17 protein-coding genes are annotated in these 16,906 nt (G+C 63.8%); all 17 read left to right on the forward strand.

Annotation, left to right across the window (positions count from 1 at the left end):
- Window positions 1-160 precede the first annotated feature (160 nt).
- The 17 genes from BTO32_RS04055 to BTO32_RS04135 all read left to right on the forward strand — a co-directional run bounded on the left by BTO32_RS04055 (window position 161) and on the right by BTO32_RS04135 (window position 16,865).
- Window positions 161-1,075, forward strand: coding sequence for a type IV pilus biogenesis protein PilM (locus BTO32_RS04055; RefSeq protein WP_084206778.1), 915 nt, complete (start codon window positions 161-163; stop codon window positions 1,073-1,075).
- Window positions 1,072-1,689, forward strand: a complete 618-nt coding sequence (locus BTO32_RS04060; protein WP_076723177.1) for a PilN domain-containing protein — start codon at window positions 1,072-1,074, stop codon at window positions 1,687-1,689. Before BTO32_RS04055 ends, BTO32_RS04060 begins: the two co-directional genes overlap by 4 nt.
- Window positions 1,686-2,366 carry an MSHA biogenesis protein MshJ gene (locus tag BTO32_RS04065; protein ID WP_076723178.1) on the forward strand — a complete coding sequence of 227 codons (681 nt, stop codon included), beginning with the start codon at window positions 1,686-1,688 and terminating at the stop codon, window positions 2,364-2,366. The genes BTO32_RS04060 and BTO32_RS04065 overlap by 4 nt, the downstream gene beginning before the upstream one ends.
- A gap of 1 nt (window position 2,367) precedes the next feature.
- Window positions 2,368-2,691 carry a hypothetical protein gene (locus BTO32_RS04070; protein ID WP_076723179.1) on the forward strand — a complete coding sequence of 108 codons (324 nt, stop codon included), beginning with the start codon at window positions 2,368-2,370 and terminating at the stop codon, window positions 2,689-2,691.
- Window positions 2,688-4,397 carry a pilus (MSHA type) biogenesis protein MshL gene (mshL, locus tag BTO32_RS04075; protein ID WP_245820267.1) on the forward strand — a complete coding sequence of 570 codons (1,710 nt, stop codon included), beginning with the start codon at window positions 2,688-2,690 and terminating at the stop codon, window positions 4,395-4,397. The genes BTO32_RS04070 and mshL overlap by 4 nt, the downstream gene beginning before the upstream one ends.
- 1 nt (window position 4,398) lies before the next feature.
- On the forward strand, window positions 4,399-5,238 hold the full coding sequence (locus tag BTO32_RS04080) for an ExeA family protein (RefSeq protein ID WP_076723180.1): 840 nt from the start codon (window positions 4,399-4,401) through the stop codon (window positions 5,236-5,238).
- Entirely contained in the window at window positions 5,235-6,320 is a 1,086-nt protein-coding gene (locus BTO32_RS04085) for a tetratricopeptide repeat protein (protein WP_076723181.1), read from the forward strand. The genes BTO32_RS04080 and BTO32_RS04085 overlap by 4 nt, the downstream gene beginning before the upstream one ends.
- The gene (locus BTO32_RS04090) at window positions 6,320-8,071 is read left to right on the forward strand and encodes a GspE/PulE family protein (protein WP_076723182.1); all 1,752 of its coding nucleotides are present in this window, start codon (window positions 6,320-6,322) and stop codon (window positions 8,069-8,071) included. Before BTO32_RS04085 ends, BTO32_RS04090 begins: the two co-directional genes overlap by 1 nt.
- The gene (locus BTO32_RS04095; RefSeq protein WP_076723183.1) at window positions 8,071-9,300 is read left to right on the forward strand and encodes a type II secretion system F family protein; all 1,230 of its coding nucleotides are present in this window, start codon (window positions 8,071-8,073) and stop codon (window positions 9,298-9,300) included. The genes BTO32_RS04090 and BTO32_RS04095 overlap by 1 nt, the downstream gene beginning before the upstream one ends.
- Before the next feature lie 4 nt (window positions 9,301-9,304).
- A complete protein-coding gene (locus BTO32_RS04100) occupies window positions 9,305-9,883 on the forward strand; it encodes a hypothetical protein (RefSeq protein WP_076723184.1) in 579 nt (192 codons plus the stop codon).
- A 44-nt stretch (window positions 9,884-9,927) separates the two neighbouring features.
- Window positions 9,928-10,452: a prepilin-type N-terminal cleavage/methylation domain-containing protein gene (locus tag BTO32_RS04105; protein ID WP_076723185.1), complete on the forward strand. Its 525-nt coding sequence runs from the start codon at window positions 9,928-9,930 to the stop codon at window positions 10,450-10,452.
- Between the two features lie 39 nt (window positions 10,453-10,491).
- Window positions 10,492-10,989, forward strand: coding sequence for a prepilin-type N-terminal cleavage/methylation domain-containing protein (locus BTO32_RS18190; protein WP_139339018.1), 498 nt, complete (start codon window positions 10,492-10,494; stop codon window positions 10,987-10,989).
- 76 nt (window positions 10,990-11,065) lie between these two features.
- Complete coding sequence (locus BTO32_RS04115) at window positions 11,066-11,527, forward strand: prepilin-type N-terminal cleavage/methylation domain-containing protein (RefSeq protein ID WP_076723186.1); 462 nt, start codon at window positions 11,066-11,068, stop codon at window positions 11,525-11,527.
- Window positions 11,524-12,018: a type IV pilus modification PilV family protein gene (locus tag BTO32_RS04120; protein ID WP_076723187.1), complete on the forward strand. Its 495-nt coding sequence runs from the start codon at window positions 11,524-11,526 to the stop codon at window positions 12,016-12,018. The genes BTO32_RS04115 and BTO32_RS04120 overlap by 4 nt, the downstream gene beginning before the upstream one ends.
- Window positions 12,018-12,788: a type II secretion system protein gene (locus tag BTO32_RS04125; RefSeq protein WP_076723188.1), complete on the forward strand. Its 771-nt coding sequence runs from the start codon at window positions 12,018-12,020 to the stop codon at window positions 12,786-12,788. Before BTO32_RS04120 ends, BTO32_RS04125 begins: the two co-directional genes overlap by 1 nt.
- Window positions 12,778-13,191 carry a hypothetical protein gene (locus tag BTO32_RS04130; RefSeq protein ID WP_076723189.1) on the forward strand — a complete coding sequence of 138 codons (414 nt, stop codon included), beginning with the start codon at window positions 12,778-12,780 and terminating at the stop codon, window positions 13,189-13,191. Before BTO32_RS04125 ends, BTO32_RS04130 begins: the two co-directional genes overlap by 11 nt.
- Window positions 13,188-16,865, forward strand: a complete 3,678-nt coding sequence (locus tag BTO32_RS04135) for a DUF6701 domain-containing protein (protein ID WP_076723190.1) — start codon at window positions 13,188-13,190, stop codon at window positions 16,863-16,865. The genes BTO32_RS04130 and BTO32_RS04135 overlap by 4 nt, the downstream gene beginning before the upstream one ends.
- The last annotated feature ends 41 nt before the right edge of the window (window positions 16,866-16,906 follow it).

Genomic DNA, 16,906 nt, shown 5'->3' on the forward strand with positions numbered 1-16,906 from the left:
GTACCGGGGGCTTTTTGTAAGCGCTATGCAAAAAATCTGTGAAATAGCTTAATAAAACGTAGAGTTAGCGTTGCTTTCTCATTTAATATGCAACGGAATGTAACGACTGCCTGTCTGTGTTCAACAAGACAACTTCTCCATCACAGAAACTGAGACTTCCATGCTCGACAGGATCCGTGGACTGTTCAAACGTTCCGGCCAAGGTGGTCAGGTCAGCCTTGAGGTGCGTCCGGACGGTATCGCTTGGGTGGCGTCCCGGGGTGTGGCCGAGCATGCGCACGGTGTTGTCGAGTGCTCGCCCGCCCGCCGGCAAGCGGAGTTGGCCGACTTGGTCCGGCAACAGGACTGGTCGGGGCTGCGGGCGAGCCTGGTGTTGCCGATGGAACAGTATCAGGTATTTCAGATGGAACGCCCGGACGGCATCGAGGACGCGGAGCTGGCAGATGCTCTACGCTGGAAACTGGGCGATCTGATTGAGTTCAGCCCCAGCGAGGCGGTGTGTGACGTGTTCCCGTTTCCCCAGGATGCCACCCGCGGGCGTGGGCATCTGGTCAATGTCGTTGTCGCGCGAAGGTCCCTGGTGTCGGAGCTGGTGGCCCTGGTGGCCGGCGCCGGGCTGGCGCTGACGCGCATCGATATTGCCGAGCTGGCTCTCCGAAACCTGGCGGCTCGCTTGGACGGGGCGCAGGGCAGTGCGGCACTGGTGCACCTGCGGGAACGGTACGGTCAGGTGGTCATCTGCCGCGGTGAGACGCTGTATCTGTCCCGGCGTCTGGATGTGACCACCGAGGACCTCCGGGACGCAGCACGTCAGGACGCGGCGCTTCAGGCGCTGGGGCTGGAGCTGCAGCGTTCCCTGGACTACTTCGAAAGCCAGATGGGGCAGGTGCCCCCCGCCGTGGTGCGACTGGCGGCCCGGGATGCTGCACTGCCGCTCACCGCGATGTTGTCCGCATACGTCGCGGCCAGAACCGAAATGGTGGATGGCGCTGAGTTGGGGGTGGACGGCTCTTGGGATGGCCGTTGCCTGCTGGCCTGGGGATGTGCCATGGCGGCGGAGCGGATTGAATCATGAGGCAGCAGGTTAACCTTTACACGCCGGAATTGCGGCCCCGAAAGGAGCGAATTCAGGGGACGTTCGTGGTGGCCTGTTGTCTGGGACTGGTGTTGCTGATGCTTGTCGCCGGTGCTTGGCTGGCTTACCGGAAGCACGACCTGAGGGATCGGCTGGCGGCGCTTGAGCAGCAAAATGAGCAGCAGGTGGCTGCACTGCAGGCGCTGAATCAGGAACTGCAGCGGCGTCAGCCCGATCCGGAGCTGACCGCCGCGTTGGCGCGCGTTAATGAGGCATTGGTACGACGGCAACGTTTGCTGGAACGGGTCGAGGGGCTGGTGTTGCAGCGGGGAGGCGTCTTTTCTCCGAAGATGGCCGCGCTGGCGCGTCAGATTCCTGACGGCGTTTGGCTGACTCGGGTCCGCCTGGCTGCGAATCCCCCGACCATTGCCATTGCCGGGCGTGCGACCGCCGCCCCCTTGGTGCCGCTGTATCTGGAACGCCTGGGGGAAGCACCGGAGTTCTCGGGACGTACGTTCGGGGCCTTTCGCCTGAACCGTCCCGAGGCGCCTGAAGAGCGGTCTTGGGTGTCGTTCTTCGTGGCCAGTGAGCCGGAGCCGGAGGGAGACGAATGACTTCGCCTGTTGTGAATGCCTGGAAGCGGGGCTTGGTCTGGTTTGACGAACGGCCGCTGCGCGAACGCGCGCTGCTGCTTGCCACCGTGCTGTTGGTGATCCTGTTCCTGGGGTGGCACTGGGGGTTGGCGCCGATGTGGCAGGCCAACAACAACCTGGAGTTTGCCATTCAGTCCGCTGAAGGCCGCCGGGACGAACTGAGGGGCGAACAACGTCGGCTTGAGCGCCTGCTCTCTGAGGATCCATCCCGCGAGCTGCAGGCACAGCTGGCCAGCCGCCAACGACAGCTGGACCGGCTGGAGCGGGACATCGCGGCGACCACCGGTCAGCTGATCGCGCCGCGTGCCATGGTTGCCCTGCTGAAGGACATTCTGGCAACGCAGCCGGGGCTGACTCTTCAGTCCATGGCGCTGAAGACACCCACGCCGATCTATGGCGACCCGTCCGGGGAAGGCACCGGCGATTCGGCTCCGCCCCCCTTGCTTTACGCGCACCAGGTCGAGCTGCGAATCCAGGGAGCCTATCTGGATGTCCTGTCCTATCTGGAAAGGCTTGAGGCGGTGGATGAACGACTGGGCTGGGTGAGTGTGTCCTATCAGGCCGGGGAGTGGCCCCAGGGCGAGGCGGTAATCGAGGTGCGCACTCTGAGTCTTGAAAAAACGTGGTTGGGAGTTTGACATGAGGGTGTGTGTCTGGGGTGTCGCGGTGTGTTTGGCGATGGGCGGCTCCTTCGCGTGGGCGTTGCGGGACCCTACGCGGCCCCCCGATGCATCGGCGCCGGCACCGGTGGCCCTGCCCCAGCGCCCGCTGTCACTGGACTCGATTGTCTACGGCGAGACCCGCCGGGTGGCGGTCATTGACGGGGTGGCACTGAGGGAAGGTCAGGCGGGGGACGGTATCAAGGTACGAAAAATCCATCGGGATCGAGTCGAGGTGTTGGACGGAGGGCAGCTCCGGGTCTTGCGCCTGAATACGCTGCCAGAGGTGCGGGAAACGCCATGATCAACTTCAAGAAGCCCATGTTCAGTCTAGGTTTCCGGGGGCTGTTGCTGTTGGCCCTGCTGGCTCAGGCCGCCTGCAGCAGCCATCCGCTGATGCGCTCGGCGACCGCCACCTCCACCGATGCCGCCGATGATATCGTTCGGGCCCTGGATTCAGGCCCCTCCGGTGCCACGGCTGCCAACGCCCATGCTACCGTCCCGCCGCCGGACATCAGTGCCGCATTGCTGCCTCCGCTGGCGCCGGAGGCCGACCGGGAGGAACGTTTCGATGTCAATGCACGGGGCGTTGACGCCGGCGCCTTTTTCGAGTCCCTGGTCAACGGCACCCGTTATAACGTAGTGGTGCATCCGGATGTGGTGGCCAACATCGATCTTCGGCTCCGGGATGTCACGGTCCCGGAAGTGATGGACATCGTGGCCGATGTCTACGACCTGGACATTGAACGGAAGGGACGTCTGTACCAGGTGCGCTCGAATCGTGTTCAGACGCGGATCTTTCCCATCGACTATCTGCACTTCAAGCGCCGGGGCAGCTCCGAAACCCGGGTCAGCTCCGGACAGGTGACCAGCGCCAGAAACAACGGCGATAGCGGGAACGCGAGTGCGGACTCCGAGGAAACCCGTAATTTAGTGGGCACCTCCATCTCCACCGCCACCGAGTCGGACTTCTGGCAGGATATCCAGGGCACCCTGGCGATGATGGTCGGAGCTGACGGCCAAGTGGTCGTCAATCCTGGGGCCGGCCTGGTGATGGTCCGCGCCAGTGGCGAGCAGCTGCGCCTGGTCGAGGACTACCTGACTCGGACCGAGCTGATCATGAAGCGCCAAGTGGTGCTGGAGGCGAAGATCCTGGAAGTCACCCTGAATGAAGGCTACCAGCAGGGCATCAGCTGGTCGGATTTGCAAAGATACTCCTCCACTGCTGCTTCAGATGGCCTCCCGATTGATTTCACTTCGCAAGTTCTAAGCGGCCAGGGTATTCAGTCCCCGGATATCGGCGGCCTGTTCTCCGCCACGTTCCGTAATGGCAGTTTCACGGCGCTGATTGAACTGCTCGGTACCCAGGGCAATGTCCAGATCCTGTCCAGCCCGAGGATTTCGACCGTCAACAACCAGAAGGCCGTGATCAAGGTGGGGACCGATGAGTTCTTCGTCACGGACATCGACTTTGATGAAGACAACTCCGCAGTGACCGCCTCCGACACCACGTCCACCTCGGTGGAGTTGACGCCGTTCTTCTCCGGCATCTCCCTCGATGTTACGCCACAGATCGGCGAGGACGGAACGGTCACCCTGCACGTGCATCCGTCGGTCAGCGAAGTCACCGATCAGGAAAAGGTGATCACCATCGGTGAGCGGGACGTTACCCTGCCCTTGGCCAGCAGCACCGTCCGTGAAACCGACAGTGTGATCCGGGCCCAGAGCGGCCAGATCGTAGTGATTGGCGGTCTTATCCAGAACACCAGCGAGGACAACAACTCGGCGGTCCCGTTCTTCAGTGAGATTCCGTTGCTGGGTGAGTTGTTCAAGCAGCGCCATTTCGACGCCCGCAAGAGCGAGCTGGTGATCCTGTTGCGGCCGGTGGTGGTGCAACTCGACACTATGGCAAAGGACATCGCCGCCAGCCGGGAGCGGATGAGCGTACTGCGGGAGTTGCTGCAATCCTCGAAATCAGTCATGCCGGAACCGGAGAACACGCGACACTGACATGTACGAGGCCCATTTCGGACTGCGGGAAGCTCCATTTGCATTGACGCCCAACACCCGTTATTTCCTGCGGGCGCCGAGTCATGCCGACGCCCTGGAGCTGCTGTTGGTTGCGCTTCGGGAGCGGGAGGGGTTCATCAAGATCACCGGTGAGGTTGGAACCGGCAAAACTCTGTTGTGCCGGTTGCTGTTGAATGAACTGGACGCGCAGGCTCATACCGCCTATATCCCGAACCCCAACCTGCCGCCGGAGACTCTGTACGAGGCCGTAGCCGAGGAACTCGGTGCGGATGTGGCCACATGCGCCAATGGCCACCAGGTGCTCAAGGCCCTGAATCAGCGGTTGATTGATCTGGCCATGGCCGCCAAGCCCGCGGTGCTGGTGATCGACGAAGCCCAGGCCATGCCGGAGCCTACGTTGGAGGCCCTGCGGCTGCTGACCAATCTGGAGACCGAGAGCCGTAAGCTGCTGCAGGTGGTGCTGTTCGGACAGCCGGAGTTGGACTCGGTGTTGGCCAAGCGTTCCCTGCGTCAGCTGCGCCAGCGGATCACTTTCCATTACCAACTGGCACCGCTGGACCGGGCCTCGGTGGAGCACTATCTCCGGCATCGACTGGCCCAGGCCGGTTATGACCGGGGGGAGCTGTTTACGCCCGGTGCCTTGAAACTCATCGCCCGAGCCTCCCGGGGAATTCCCAGGCTGGTGAACGTGCTGGCACACAAGGCCATGCTGGCGGCCTGGGGAGAGGGCGAGCGGAAAGTCGACCGGGGCCATGTCCTGCGGGCTGTGGACGATACTGAAAGCGCATACCGGCCCGGTTGGGTTGCGAGGTGGTTATGAGCTTGCTCAACGACGCATTGCGAGCCGCCGAACAGCGCCAGCGCCCGTCGCAGCGACCGGTGCCCTATCTGGGGCGCCGGCCCGGTCGTCCGCGCCGGCGCGTCGCCTTGCTGGTGCTTCCCCTGGTGCTGGCGGCTGGCGCCGTGGTGGCCATCCACCTGTGGCGGGCACCGCAACCGGTGGCCGCCACAGGTGAGGTGACACTGGATGTGACCGGAGATGACGAGTCTCCGCCGTCTCCCCCGGCAGAGGTGCCAGCAAGAATTTCACGTGGGCCCCAGGACGCCGTGGCTCCCCCGCCCGTGCCGGTGTTGCCGCCCCCAGGACCGGCCCCGAAGCCGGTCGAAGTCACGGCGGCCCCGGTCCCGAAAGCGCCGTTGACGCCCCCCCCTCCGGCGGCGGCTGTGAGCGCTCCGGTCGCTGAGCCGGTGGTTTCCGCCCCCGAGCCCCGCACCTCGGTGGCGTCCGTGGAGCCGTCTTCACCGCCTCCGGTGGTGAAGCAGGTGCCGAGAACACCGGAAGCGCGGGATCGAGCCACCGGCCAAGAACTGGAGCGACTGGTTCGCGAGGGCCGGCTGGCTGAGGCTGAGCGGCGATTGTCCGATCTGTTGGCGCGACAGCCCGCGCCGGTCAGTCGTGCGGTGGTCGCCCGGGCGTTGCTGGTCGACGGCCAGGCCGGGGCGGCCCTGAGTTGGTTGCCTCCGGCAGTGACCGAGGCCGATCCGGAGCTGCGGCTGCTGCGTGCACGGGCTCTGCTGGCCAGAGGCGATCTGGACGGGGCGGTGGCCCTCCTGAGTCACCGGATTCCGCCTGTGGCCGGACATATCGAATACCGTGTGACCCTGGCCACCCTGTTGCAGCAGGCTGGGGACAGCGAGGCGGCAGCCGGGCACTGGACGGCATTGCTGATGGCCGACGACAGTCGGGCCGCCTGGTGGGTCGGGCTGGCCCTGGCTCTGGAGGGGCAGGGCAAGATCGCCAGCGCGATTCGGGCCTATGGTCAGGCGGCGGCCCTGCCCGGGCTCTCCACCGCATTGGCGGACTTTGTTCGCGAACGTCTCAGGCAATTGCAGGCGGGATGATGGCAACTGAACCGAAAAAGAAAATCCGCATAGGCGACCTGCTGGTCCAGAATGCGGTGATCACCGAAGATCAGCTGGGGACGGCGCTGCGGGAGCAGAAACGCACCGGTCGCAAGCTGGGGCGTACCCTGATCGACCTGGGGTACGTCGACGAGGACAGCCTGCTGAACATCCTGTCCCGGCAGCTGGACGTGCCCTTCGTACAGCTGCGCCATTACCAGTTCGACAACCATCTGGTGAAGAAACTGCCGGAAGCCGTGGCCCGACGGTTCCGGGCCATTGTTCTGGCGGAACGGAACGGGGAACTGCTGGTGGGCATGGCCGACCCTCTGGACATCTTCGCTTACGATGAGATCGTCCGGATTCTTAAACAGCCCATCAAGCAGGCAGTGGTCCGGGAAAGCGAGCTGCTCAGTACCCTGGATCTGGTGTACCGCCGGACCGAAGAAATCGCCTCGCTGGCGGAAGAGCTGGAAGACGAGCTGGATGACGATGCCTTCGACTTGGCCGATCTGACGGCCGAGTCTTCCAGCGAAGACGCTCCGGTCGTCAAGCTGCTGAAAACGCTGTTCGAGGACGCGGTGCAGGCCCGCAGCTCCGACATTCACATTGAGCCCGACGAGTCGGTGGTACGGATCCGGCAGCGGGTGGACGGCGTGCTGCAGGAGCAGGTGATGAAGGAGAAGCGCGTCAATGCCGCTCTGGTTCTGCGCCTGAAACTCATGGCCGGACTCAACATCTCCGAGAAACGGTTGCCACAGGACGGGCGCTTCAACGTCCGGGTCAAGGGGCGCAGCATTGATGTGCGTGTCTCCACCATGCCGGTGCAGTATGGCGAGTCGGTGGTCATGCGGTTGCTGGATCAGAGCCAGGGCATGCTCAACCTGGAAAGCACCGGCATGCCGCCGGAACTGCTGGCCCGGTTCCGGCGGATGATTCAGCGCCCCCATGGCATGATCCTGGTGACCGGGCCAACCGGCAGCGGCAAGACCACCACCCTGTATGGAGCCCTGTCCGAACTGAACCGTCCGGAAGTCAAGATCATTACGGCTGAAGACCCGGTCGAGTACCGTCTGCCTCGGGTCACCCAAGTGCAGGTGAACCCCAAAATCGGGCTTGAATTCTCCGACGTACTCCGGGCGGCGCTGCGTCAGGACCCGGATGTCATCCTGGTGGGCGAAATGCGGGATTCGGAAACCGTTGAGATTGGCCTGCGGGCCGCCATGACCGGCCACCTGGTGCTGTCCACATTGCACACCAACGATTCGATCAGCAGCGCCATGCGCCTGATCGACATGGGGGCGGAACCTTTTCTGGTGGCCAGTTCCCTGTTGGGGGTGGTGGCGCAGCGGCTGGTCCGGCGGGTGTGTGAGAACTGTGCCGAGCCATATCAGCCGACCGAACAGGAACGGATCTGGCTGGAGAGCTTCGAGCTGGATCCGGTGGATCTGGAAGCCGGATTTGTCCAGGGGCGGGGCTGCTATCAGTGCAGCAACACCGGCTACAAGGGGCGCGTGGGTGTCTATGAAATGCTGGAGATGAACGAGGCGATGCTGGACGCCCTGCGGCGTCGGGATGTTGCCCGCTTCACCCAGGCGGCGCGACAGAGCCCGCTGTACCGCCCCCTGGGACGCTGCGCCATGGACTACGCTCTGCGTGGGATCACCTCGTTGGCCGAGGTGGCCCGAGTCGCGGCCACCTCGGAGGCCGAGCTCACGGCCCCGGACGCGTCGGCCGGGGAGGCGCACTGATGGAGTTTCTCTACCGGGGCCGGGACGCCCAGGGAGGGGTCCACCAGGGCACGCTGGTGGCCGTGAGCGCGGAGGCTGCGGCAGCCGAGCTGATGCGCAAGGGCATCACTCCACTGACGATTCGGCCGCGGCCGGCGTCGCCGGGGGCTTCGGATTGGCGACAGCGATTGCTGCCGGGGCGCCAAACCGTCACGCTGGATGAACTGATCGTCTTTTGTCGCCAGATGTATGCGCTGACCCGGGCGGGTATTCCGCTGATCCGGACCATGCGGGGGCTGGCGGAGACAACCCGCTCACCCGCACTGGCGCGGGTGTTGGACGATGTCACCTCCCGGTTGGAGGGGGGCACCACCATGGCGACCGCGATGAAGGCGCATCCGGCGGTTTTTTCGGATCTGTTCGTTGCCATGATTCACGTCGGTGAAAACACCGGGATGCTGGACGAGTCGTTCAAGCGCCTGTCCGATATTCTGGAACTGGAACGGGATACCCGACGCCGCCTGAAACAGGCCATGCGATATCCAACGTTCGTGCTGGTGGCGTTGCTGGCGGCGCTGATGATCGTGAATTTCCTGGTGATCCCCAAGTTCGCCGCAGTGTTCGACAAGCTGGGTGCGGACCTGCCGGTGCTGACCCAGGTCCTGGTCGGTACCTCCGAATTCCTGTTGGGGTATTGGTACGTGGTGCTGTTCGCGGTGGCCGGCGCTGCCGTGCTGGTCCGGCAGTGGCTCCGGACACCTGGGGGGCGGCTGACCTGGGACCGCTACAAGTTGCGTCTGCCGGTGATGGGCAACTTGCTGGAACTGATTACCTTGAGCCGGTTTGCCCGTAACTTCGCCACCATGCTGTCGGCTGGCATGCCCATCACCCATGCCCTGACGGTTGTTGCCGATGCCACGGACAATGCCTGGATCGCCACCCACATCAAGGAGATGCGTCTGGGGATCGAACGCGGGGAAAGCCTGCTCCGTACCGCGCGGCACAGCGGCATGTTCACCCCACTGATCCTACAGATGATCGCGGTGGGCGAGGAGACCGGGGCCGTGGATGACATGCTCAACCACGTGGCTGATTTCTATGACGAAGACGTCGACTACGGTCTCAAGCGCCTGGCCGAGTCGATCGAACCGATACTCATTGTCGCCATGGGGGTGCTGGTACTGATCCTGGCGCTGGGTGTGTTCCTGCCCATCTGGGACCTGGGGGCCGCGGCCATGGGGCGGGGCTAGTGCCATGCCGGCGGGGCGTCCGAGTGCCCGTGCTCTGGTCATCGTCCGGAAGTTCCGCCTGGCGGTGGTCTGGGGGCTGATCGGGCTGCTCTGGTGGTGCCTGCTGACGGCGTTGGAACGCCAATTGCAATACGCTGAGGAGCAGGGCACCCGTCTGGTGCTGGCGCAGTTGCGAGCGGCGCTGGTGGTGAAGGGGGCGGAAACGATGCTGACACAACCGGAGCGGCTGGCCGGGCTGTCGGGAGGCAACCCGTTCGACTGGCTGCAGGCGCCGTGGCCCGCTTATCGTGGTGACTGCGGGAACGCGGTTCCCGAGCCCGGCGACTGGTGTTTTCAGCCGGGCTCGCGGGAGAGCTCAGAAACAACCAAGAAGGGGTGGCTGCTGTACACCCCCAGGCAACCGGTGACCGTGGACGGCAATCTGTTGCCGGCCGATCGGCCCGTGGCGTGGCAGGTGACGACGACCTTTGTTGACCGTAACGGCAACCGCCGGCGGGAAGCGGGCGAGCGTCTGACCGGTCTGGCCCTTGAACCGGTGCCGATGGCAATGACCGGCGTGGACGGGCCGGGGGCCAGGCCATGAATGGCCATTCATCAACCCTGAAAACGAACGAAAGAGGTGGACGAATGAAACAGTACAGAAAAACGCGCGCCCAAGCAGGGTTTACCCTCATCGAGCTGGTGGTGGTGATTGCCATCCTGGCCATCCTGGCGGCTTTCGCGTTGCCTCGCTTTGCTCAGCTTTCCGAGCAGGCGCACGAGGCCAGCATCCGCGCTACGGCGGGTGCGCTCAGCGCCGGCGTGGCGCTGGTAAAGGCCCAGTGGGTCAGTAACGGACTGTCAGGTGCGGCGGATAATATCGACGGCTTCGGTAATGATGATGTCGATGTCGGGCCGGACGGCTGGCCGACCGCAACCAACGACAGCAATAGCACCAACATGACCACCGGTCGGTGCCAGCAGGTTTGGCAGGGTGTGCTTCAGGCCAATGCGCCGACAGTCACGGGCGCGACGCCGGAATACGAAATCTCTGTACAGGCCGACGGTAACGGCGGTGGCCAGGATTGTGTGTTTACCTACCAGGCGGACGGGCAGGGCAGCAACATCGTGTACGATGCCGATACCGGCGAAATCACCACAAACATCAACTAAAACGAAAACGACCTCACTGACCAAGACGGAGTACAAACCATGAAAACGATGACTGGCATGGCGCCCCGGGCGCAGAAAGGTTTCACCCTGATCGAACTGGTCATGGTGATTGTGATTCTGGGGATTCTGGCGGCGTTTGCGTTGCCGCGGTTTGCGGATTTTGGCAGCGAAGCCAGCACCGCGGCGCTCGACGGTGGTATTGGTGCCGTCAAGTCCGGGGCATCTATTGCCCATGCGCGCTGGCTGGCCGATGGAACGAACGCCAATTCGGTGACCCTGGACGGCGTCGCCGTGAGCATTGATAACTCGGCGGGGGGTAACGGCTTCCCCACCGCGGATGCTGCGGGTATCGGCGCGGCGGCGCAGCTGGATGCCAATGATTACACGATCGGCGCAGCCGCGGCTGGTGTTACGACGATCACGCTTGCGGCACGGGCGGCATCGGACGGTGATGGCGATGGTACAGCTGGTGAATGCTCGTTTCAGTACGATCAGGCCACCGGCACCGTTTCGAATCGGAATACAGACGACTGCTGATTACGGTTGATGCATAGAGGCGGCCCCGTCCTTGGGGCCGCCTCTATGATGATTTCCTCCGTTTTTGAGGCGCTGCATGGCGGGATTTCGAACCGGTCACATGAAGGGTTTCACCATCGTTGAGCTGGTTGTCGTGATCGTGCTGATCGGAACGCTCTCAGCCATCGGCGTTGGCTTATTTGCCAGCCGAACCACGTTTTCTCCGCTGCTGGCCACCCAGCAGCTCGCCTCCGCCACGTTGCTTGCCCAGCAGGCAGCGCTGGCGGGGAATCCCGCTGGCACGCTGCGCGTGGAGCAGGCGGCGAATGAATTTCGGTTCATCGTGGGCGTCGTCGGTACCAGTGAGTCCCGTACGTTTTCCCTGCCCCGGGAGGGTGCCTCGCTGTCCGGAGTGAGCCTTCCCCTGAATATCGACTTCAATGAACTGGGGGCGCCCGCTGCCGGCAGCAATTACACCCTGACCTTTACCGGTGACAGCACATTCCAGCTCTGCCTCAGTTCCCTGGGGGCGGTGTACACGGGGAGCTGTCGGTCATGAGGCGACGAGTTCGTGGCGTGACCCTGGTGGAGCTGGTGATGACGATCGTGATCATCGGGATCGCCATCACGGGCGTGGTCGGGGCGTTTGCGACCCTGTCCGGGCGGAGTGCCGACCCGCTGAACCAGACTCGGGCCGTTGCCCTGGCTCAGTTGTATGCGGACGAAATCCTGTCCCGGGCCTACGACGACAACACGCCTCCCGGCGGCGTGCCCCGCCAGAACGGGTGTACGTTGGGGGCCGAGGAGTCGGACCGCGCCGACTATGACGATGCTGACGACTACGGTGACATCGTTGGCGCCGAGCCGGAAAATGCCCTGGGCCAGGCTCTCGATCCGGACGCCTACGGTGGTTTCAGAGTGACGGTCCAGGTCCGTTGCGCCGGCGCTGAAGTGGGGCTGCCCGCCGACGATGCCAAGCGGGTTGATCTGGTCATCAGGGACCCGTCCGGCAATGATTATCGGTTTACCTTCTACAGGGCCAATTACTGATGCAGGGCCATCGCGGATTCACGCTGGTTGAACTGGTCATGGTGATCGTGCTTCTGGGGCTGGTCGCGATGATCTCCGTGCGTTTCGTGTCGCTCTCCACCCAGGGGGCCCTGGACCTTGGCTCGCGACAGCAGCGAGCCCTGCAGGGTGTGGTTCTGGGCGAGCAACTGTCCAGACAGCTACGGGAAGCCTTCCCGCTGTCGTTGCGTACCAACGGTGCCTGCCTGGAGTGGATCCCGCTGCTGTCGGCGACCAACTACCGTCAGCTGACTCAGGGGCCGGGGTTCGATACCCTGGCCGTCGTGCCCTTCAACCCGGTGCCGCCGGTTGGCAGCCGCTTGGTGGTGTACGGTTATGGCAGCGCCACCTCGGATCTGTATGCCGACACCGACCCGGGGCCGGTGTCCGGGCCGGTGAGCCTGGTTGCCGGGAACTCGGTGACGCTGACGTCCCCCCATCGTTTTACTCAGCAGTCACCCGAGCGGCGCCTATTTGCGATCGGCGACCCGGTAAGCGTCTGCCAGGACGGCCGGTGGCTGTACCGTTACACCGGCTATGGCCGTAGCACCGCCCAGCCGGTACCGCCGGTGGGCGGGGTGCGCGAGGTAATGTCGGCTAACCTTGCGGCGCCGGTCAATTTCCAGCTGACACCGGCGTCCCTGCAGCGGGCGGCTGTTGTGGCGTTCACCCTGTCGTTGAAGGATTACGACACCGGTAGCAATGAAGTCACCACCACCGTCCAGGAGGTTCAGGTTCGCAATGTACCCTAGCGTTCCGATTGGCCGGCAACGGGGCATTGGTCTGCCTCTGGCCCTGTTTGTGGTGACGGTGCTGGCACTGCTGGTCCTGGGCATGTCCCTGCAGCAGCAGGCCACAGGCGAGGCCGTTGGTCTTCAGGTCCAGTCCCAGCGGGCTTTCCTTGCCGCTGAGAGTGGGGCACAGGTCGCCATCACCGATGTTCTGTACGAAGGGCGGGCCTGCCCTTCGACATGGACTCTGAATTTCACCGAGTCTGCCCTGGCCGCGTGCCACGCCGCACTCAGCTGCTCTGCCGAGGATGCGTCCGGCGTATCCGGCAGTGGCGGGGGAACCCTGTACACCTTGGTCAGCGCCGGCACCTGTGGCAGTGGCCGCGATGCCGCCCGGCGGGAAGTCGAGGTGCGTGTCCGATGATTGGCAAGCTCTGGCGCCTGGGTGGGGTATTGCTGGTGTTGCTGGCGGTGGCGGCGACGGCCCGAGCGGCGGAGTGCACCGATGTGTACAGCTCCGCCACGGGGATCAACGCCAACCTTGCCAGCGGTGGCGATACACTGGAGTTGTCCGGTGTACCCTGGGCCAGTACGGCCTGGCCGGCGTCGGGAAGCACTCTGACGGCGGGCGACTACTATTTTCGGGGGGAGACCCTGAGGAACAACTATCAGCTGAATGTGCAGTCCGGTGCCCAGGTCCGGATTTTCGTCAACGGTGCCCTGTCGGTAGGCAACAACGTCCGAATCAACGCTTCGGGGGAGCCGAAGCAACTGCTGCTGGTGACCCGGGGGACTCTCTCGATAGGCAACGGTGTTCGTTTGAACGGCCTCGTCTATGCGTCCGGCAGCCTCGGTGTGGGTAACAACGGCCAGATCGAGGGTGGGCTGGCGGCGGAAGGGGCTCTATCCCTGGGCAACAACAGCTCGGTTGCCCAGGATTACCAGGGCATTGATGAGGGGCTCCTGGCGGGCCTGTGTGGCACTCCCGTGGTCCTGTCTGCTAATGGGGAGTCCGTGGGGCCGGTGTCCGTTGCTTTGGGGGCTACGGTGTCCTTTTCCGGAGAAGTCCGGGATTGTCCGTCGGATCCCAGCGTGTTCAACACACGACAGTGGCGGGAGAGCTGGCGGCTGGATGGCGCGACCGTGCAGCAGACCCTGTCGGAGGACAGCAGCTGTGACCGCTCGCCACTGACATACAGTGATGCGTTTGACTCGCCAGGGTCCTACGTGATGGAGCTGAGCGTCGAATACCGGGATTGTTTTTTTTGGGGGATTTTGTGCGGCAGCTGGCAAACCCATGGCAGTGACGATATCGCCCTTGAGGTGGTGGACGAGAATCCCCTGACCTGTTTTGCCGATGCTTTTGCCAACACGGCCTTGTCCGGCGAGGATTGGGTAACCTCCGTCTCCAGCGGCCGTTTTACTCCCAGCGTGGTTAACGGTCGGCTGAGGATGACCGAAGCGGTCACCAACCAAGCGACTGCCGCGACCTTGCAGAGGGAGATCCCGGGGGCGGACAACCTGGTCATTCTGGAGTTTGATTACTACGCCTATGGAGGGAACGGGGCCGATGGTGTCGCCGTGGTGTTGTCGGATTCGGCGATCACGCCCCGGCCCGGCAGTTACGGCGGCTCTCTGGGGTATGCCCAGCGAAGCAACGGCGATCAGGGGTTCGCGGGTGGCTGGATCGGGATCGGGCTGGACGAATACGGCAATTTCTCGAATCCGACGGAGGGACGGATCGGTGGCCCGGGGTTCCGCCGGGATGCGGTGGCGATTCGCGGTGCCGTGGCCAGTGGCTACCGCTATCTGCGGGGCACGTCGACCCTGTCGCCTGGAATCGATCAGACCGGCAGCAATCCGCAACCCCACCGGTACCGCATCGTAGTGGACTCTCGGTCTGCCGGGCAGGCACTGGTCTCGGTGGAACGGGACGTGACCGGTACGGGGAACAGCTACCAGACCCTCATCGCGCCGTTCAATGCTCTGGCGGAGACGGGGCAGCCGGATGTTCCGGATAATTTTCTGTTATCCCTGACCGGCTCCACCGGGGGCTCGACCAATATCCATGAGCTGGATGATGTGCAGCTGTGTGCGCTCCGGCTCAATGAGGTGGGCGAGCAGGTAGATCACTTTGAGATCATTCACGACGGCGTGGCCCTGACCTGTCAGCCGGAGACCGTCACCCTGAAGGCCTGCGCCAATGCTGACTGTACCCAGCTGTTCACCGATCCGGTGGTCGCAACGCTGGCCCCCGTATCCGGCTGGCAGGGCGGCAACGCGGTTACGCTGACCAATGGTACGGGGCAGGCAACGCTCAGCCATACCACGCAGGGCACTGTGACGTTGGACGTCACCGGCTCGGTGCCCTCCACCCGACCCCAGTCGCAGACCCTGTGTCAGGTTGCGGGGAGCGTTTCGTCCTCCCTGTGTGGACTGACGTTCCATGAGTCTGGACTGGCTTTCGATGTGCCCGACCTCACCGCACACAAACCGTCAGGCCCGGTCTCCGTGCAGGCGGTCCGTCAGGATGATCTGACACAGGCCTGCGTGCCGGCATTCGAGAATGTCAGCCGAGCGGTCGATGTCTGGGCGAGCTACGATAACCCGACGTCCGGCACCCGTGCGCCCTCGGTGGACGGCACCGAGGTCAGCATGAACGCCGCCTCACCGACCCCGGTGACCCTCAACTTCGGCGCCAACGGGGTTGCCCAGATCCAGGTGACTTATCCGGATGCGGGACTGGTGAGCCTGGGCATGCGCTATTCCGGCACCACGTCCACGGGCGACGACGGTTTGGTCATGCTGGGGGCCGACAGTTTCGTGAGTGTGCCTGCCGGCTTCTGCGTCCGTACCGGAGGCGAATGCGACGCGGCGGATGCCTCCTGTTCGGCCTTTCGCAGGGCGGGGGAGCCATTCCCTCTGTCGATTCAGGCGGTGGGCTGGGAACAGGCCGGAGATACCGACGTGTGCCAGGGCAATCCGTCGACGCCCAACTTCCAGAACGACAACATGCCCCTGGCCATCGAACTGGTGGCCCCCGCCGGCGGAGAGCTCGGTACCCTGTCGCCGGCCCAGTATGATCATGTCCTGTCGTCCGATGCCATCACCTCAGCGTCGGTATCGGTATCGGAGGTCGGGATTTTCCGTTTTCTGGTCCAGCCCACGGCCGGCTCTTACCTGGGCCGAGATCTGCCCTCCGCACAGAGCCGCCCAACCGGGCGCTTCTATCCGGATCACTTCGCCGTGTCGATTGACCCGGGAACGCTGGCCGCGTCCTGTGACGGCGGAGGTTTTACCTATCTGGGCGAGCCTTTTGGCTGGAGCCTGCCGCCGGTACTGGAGATCGAGCCCCGATCGACCGGGGGATCCCGGACCGAAAACTACACCCACGCGGGGTTCCGGAAGCTGACGGAAGCGGGCGTTGAACGCTCGGCGCCGGTCAGTGACGCGCTGGCCACCCTCAGCGACGGCTCGCTGGTGCCCCTGGAAACGACGGTTTCAAGCGGAGTGCTGTCGGTTGTAGAGCCTGGGCTGTTGGCCTACCGCTACAGTGGGGATGACGCCTTCACCTACCTCAAAGATGCGACATCGCCGACCGATCCGTTCGCGCCCTCCCTGCAATTTTCGGTGGACCGGATCGAGGATGCCGATGGCGTGGCTTCCCAGAGTGCCCCCCATACCTTCACCCCGGCGGCGGACTTCGAGAACCGCTATGGGCGACTGGTGATGGAAAACGTCTACGGGCCGGAGACTCTGCCGGCCCTGACCCTGCCGTTTCGAGTGGAATACTGGTCTGGAAGTGCCTTTGTCACGCACTCGGACGATGTGTGTTCCGCCTGGAATACTGCGGATATTCTCGACACCGCGGCTCACCATACCCTGAGCCCAGACAACGGCTTGTTTGCCACCGGGATTGGCGGGCCGTTGCAATTGGTGCCGAATGGAACCCGGGGCACGGATACCCTGACATGGCAGGTGCCGGAATGGTTGCGCCATGACGACGACGGCGACGGCAGTCTCGACTTACCCCAGGCCACCGCCACCTTTGGCGTCTACCGCGGCCACGACCGGGTCATCTATTGGCACGAGCGATAAAAAAGGGCGGCTGAAGCCGCCCGAACTTTCAACGAACCCCG

Source organism: Marinobacter lutaoensis, from assembly GCF_001981305.1.
Classification (GTDB): Bacteria; Pseudomonadota; Gammaproteobacteria; order Pseudomonadales; family Oleiphilaceae; genus Marinobacter; species Marinobacter lutaoensis.

Bases quoted from the DNA above. Each gene is read 5' to 3' on its own strand.
- BTO32_RS04055 (WP_084206778.1), top strand. From the start codon at position 161: ATGCTCGACAGGATCCGTGGACTGTTCAAACGTTCCGGCCAAGGTGGT.
- BTO32_RS04060 (WP_076723177.1), top strand. From the start codon at position 1,072: ATGAGGCAGCAGGTTAACCTTTACACGCCGGAATTGCGGCCCCGAAAG.
- BTO32_RS04065 (WP_076723178.1), top strand. From the start codon at position 1,686: ATGACTTCGCCTGTTGTGAATGCCTGGAAGCGGGGCTTGGTCTGGTTT.
- BTO32_RS04070 (WP_076723179.1), top strand. From the start codon at position 2,368: ATGAGGGTGTGTGTCTGGGGTGTCGCGGTGTGTTTGGCGATGGGCGGC.
- mshL (WP_245820267.1), top strand. From the start codon at position 2,688: ATGATCAACTTCAAGAAGCCCATGTTCAGTCTAGGTTTCCGGGGGCTG.
- BTO32_RS04080 (WP_076723180.1), top strand. From the start codon at position 4,399: ATGTACGAGGCCCATTTCGGACTGCGGGAAGCTCCATTTGCATTGACG.
- BTO32_RS04085 (WP_076723181.1), top strand. From the start codon at position 5,235: ATGAGCTTGCTCAACGACGCATTGCGAGCCGCCGAACAGCGCCAGCGC.
- BTO32_RS04090 (WP_076723182.1), top strand. From the start codon at position 6,320: ATGGCAACTGAACCGAAAAAGAAAATCCGCATAGGCGACCTGCTGGTC.
- BTO32_RS04095 (WP_076723183.1), top strand. From the start codon at position 8,071: ATGGAGTTTCTCTACCGGGGCCGGGACGCCCAGGGAGGGGTCCACCAG.
- BTO32_RS04100 (WP_076723184.1), top strand. From the start codon at position 9,305: ATGCCGGCGGGGCGTCCGAGTGCCCGTGCTCTGGTCATCGTCCGGAAG.
- BTO32_RS04105 (WP_076723185.1), top strand. From the start codon at position 9,928: ATGAAACAGTACAGAAAAACGCGCGCCCAAGCAGGGTTTACCCTCATC.
- BTO32_RS18190 (WP_139339018.1), top strand. From the start codon at position 10,492: ATGAAAACGATGACTGGCATGGCGCCCCGGGCGCAGAAAGGTTTCACC.
- BTO32_RS04115 (WP_076723186.1), top strand. From the start codon at position 11,066: ATGGCGGGATTTCGAACCGGTCACATGAAGGGTTTCACCATCGTTGAG.
- BTO32_RS04120 (WP_076723187.1), top strand. From the start codon at position 11,524: ATGAGGCGACGAGTTCGTGGCGTGACCCTGGTGGAGCTGGTGATGACG.
- BTO32_RS04125 (WP_076723188.1), top strand. From the start codon at position 12,018: ATGCAGGGCCATCGCGGATTCACGCTGGTTGAACTGGTCATGGTGATC.
- BTO32_RS04130 (WP_076723189.1), top strand. From the start codon at position 12,778: ATGTACCCTAGCGTTCCGATTGGCCGGCAACGGGGCATTGGTCTGCCT.
- BTO32_RS04135 (WP_076723190.1), top strand. From the start codon at position 13,188: ATGATTGGCAAGCTCTGGCGCCTGGGTGGGGTATTGCTGGTGTTGCTG.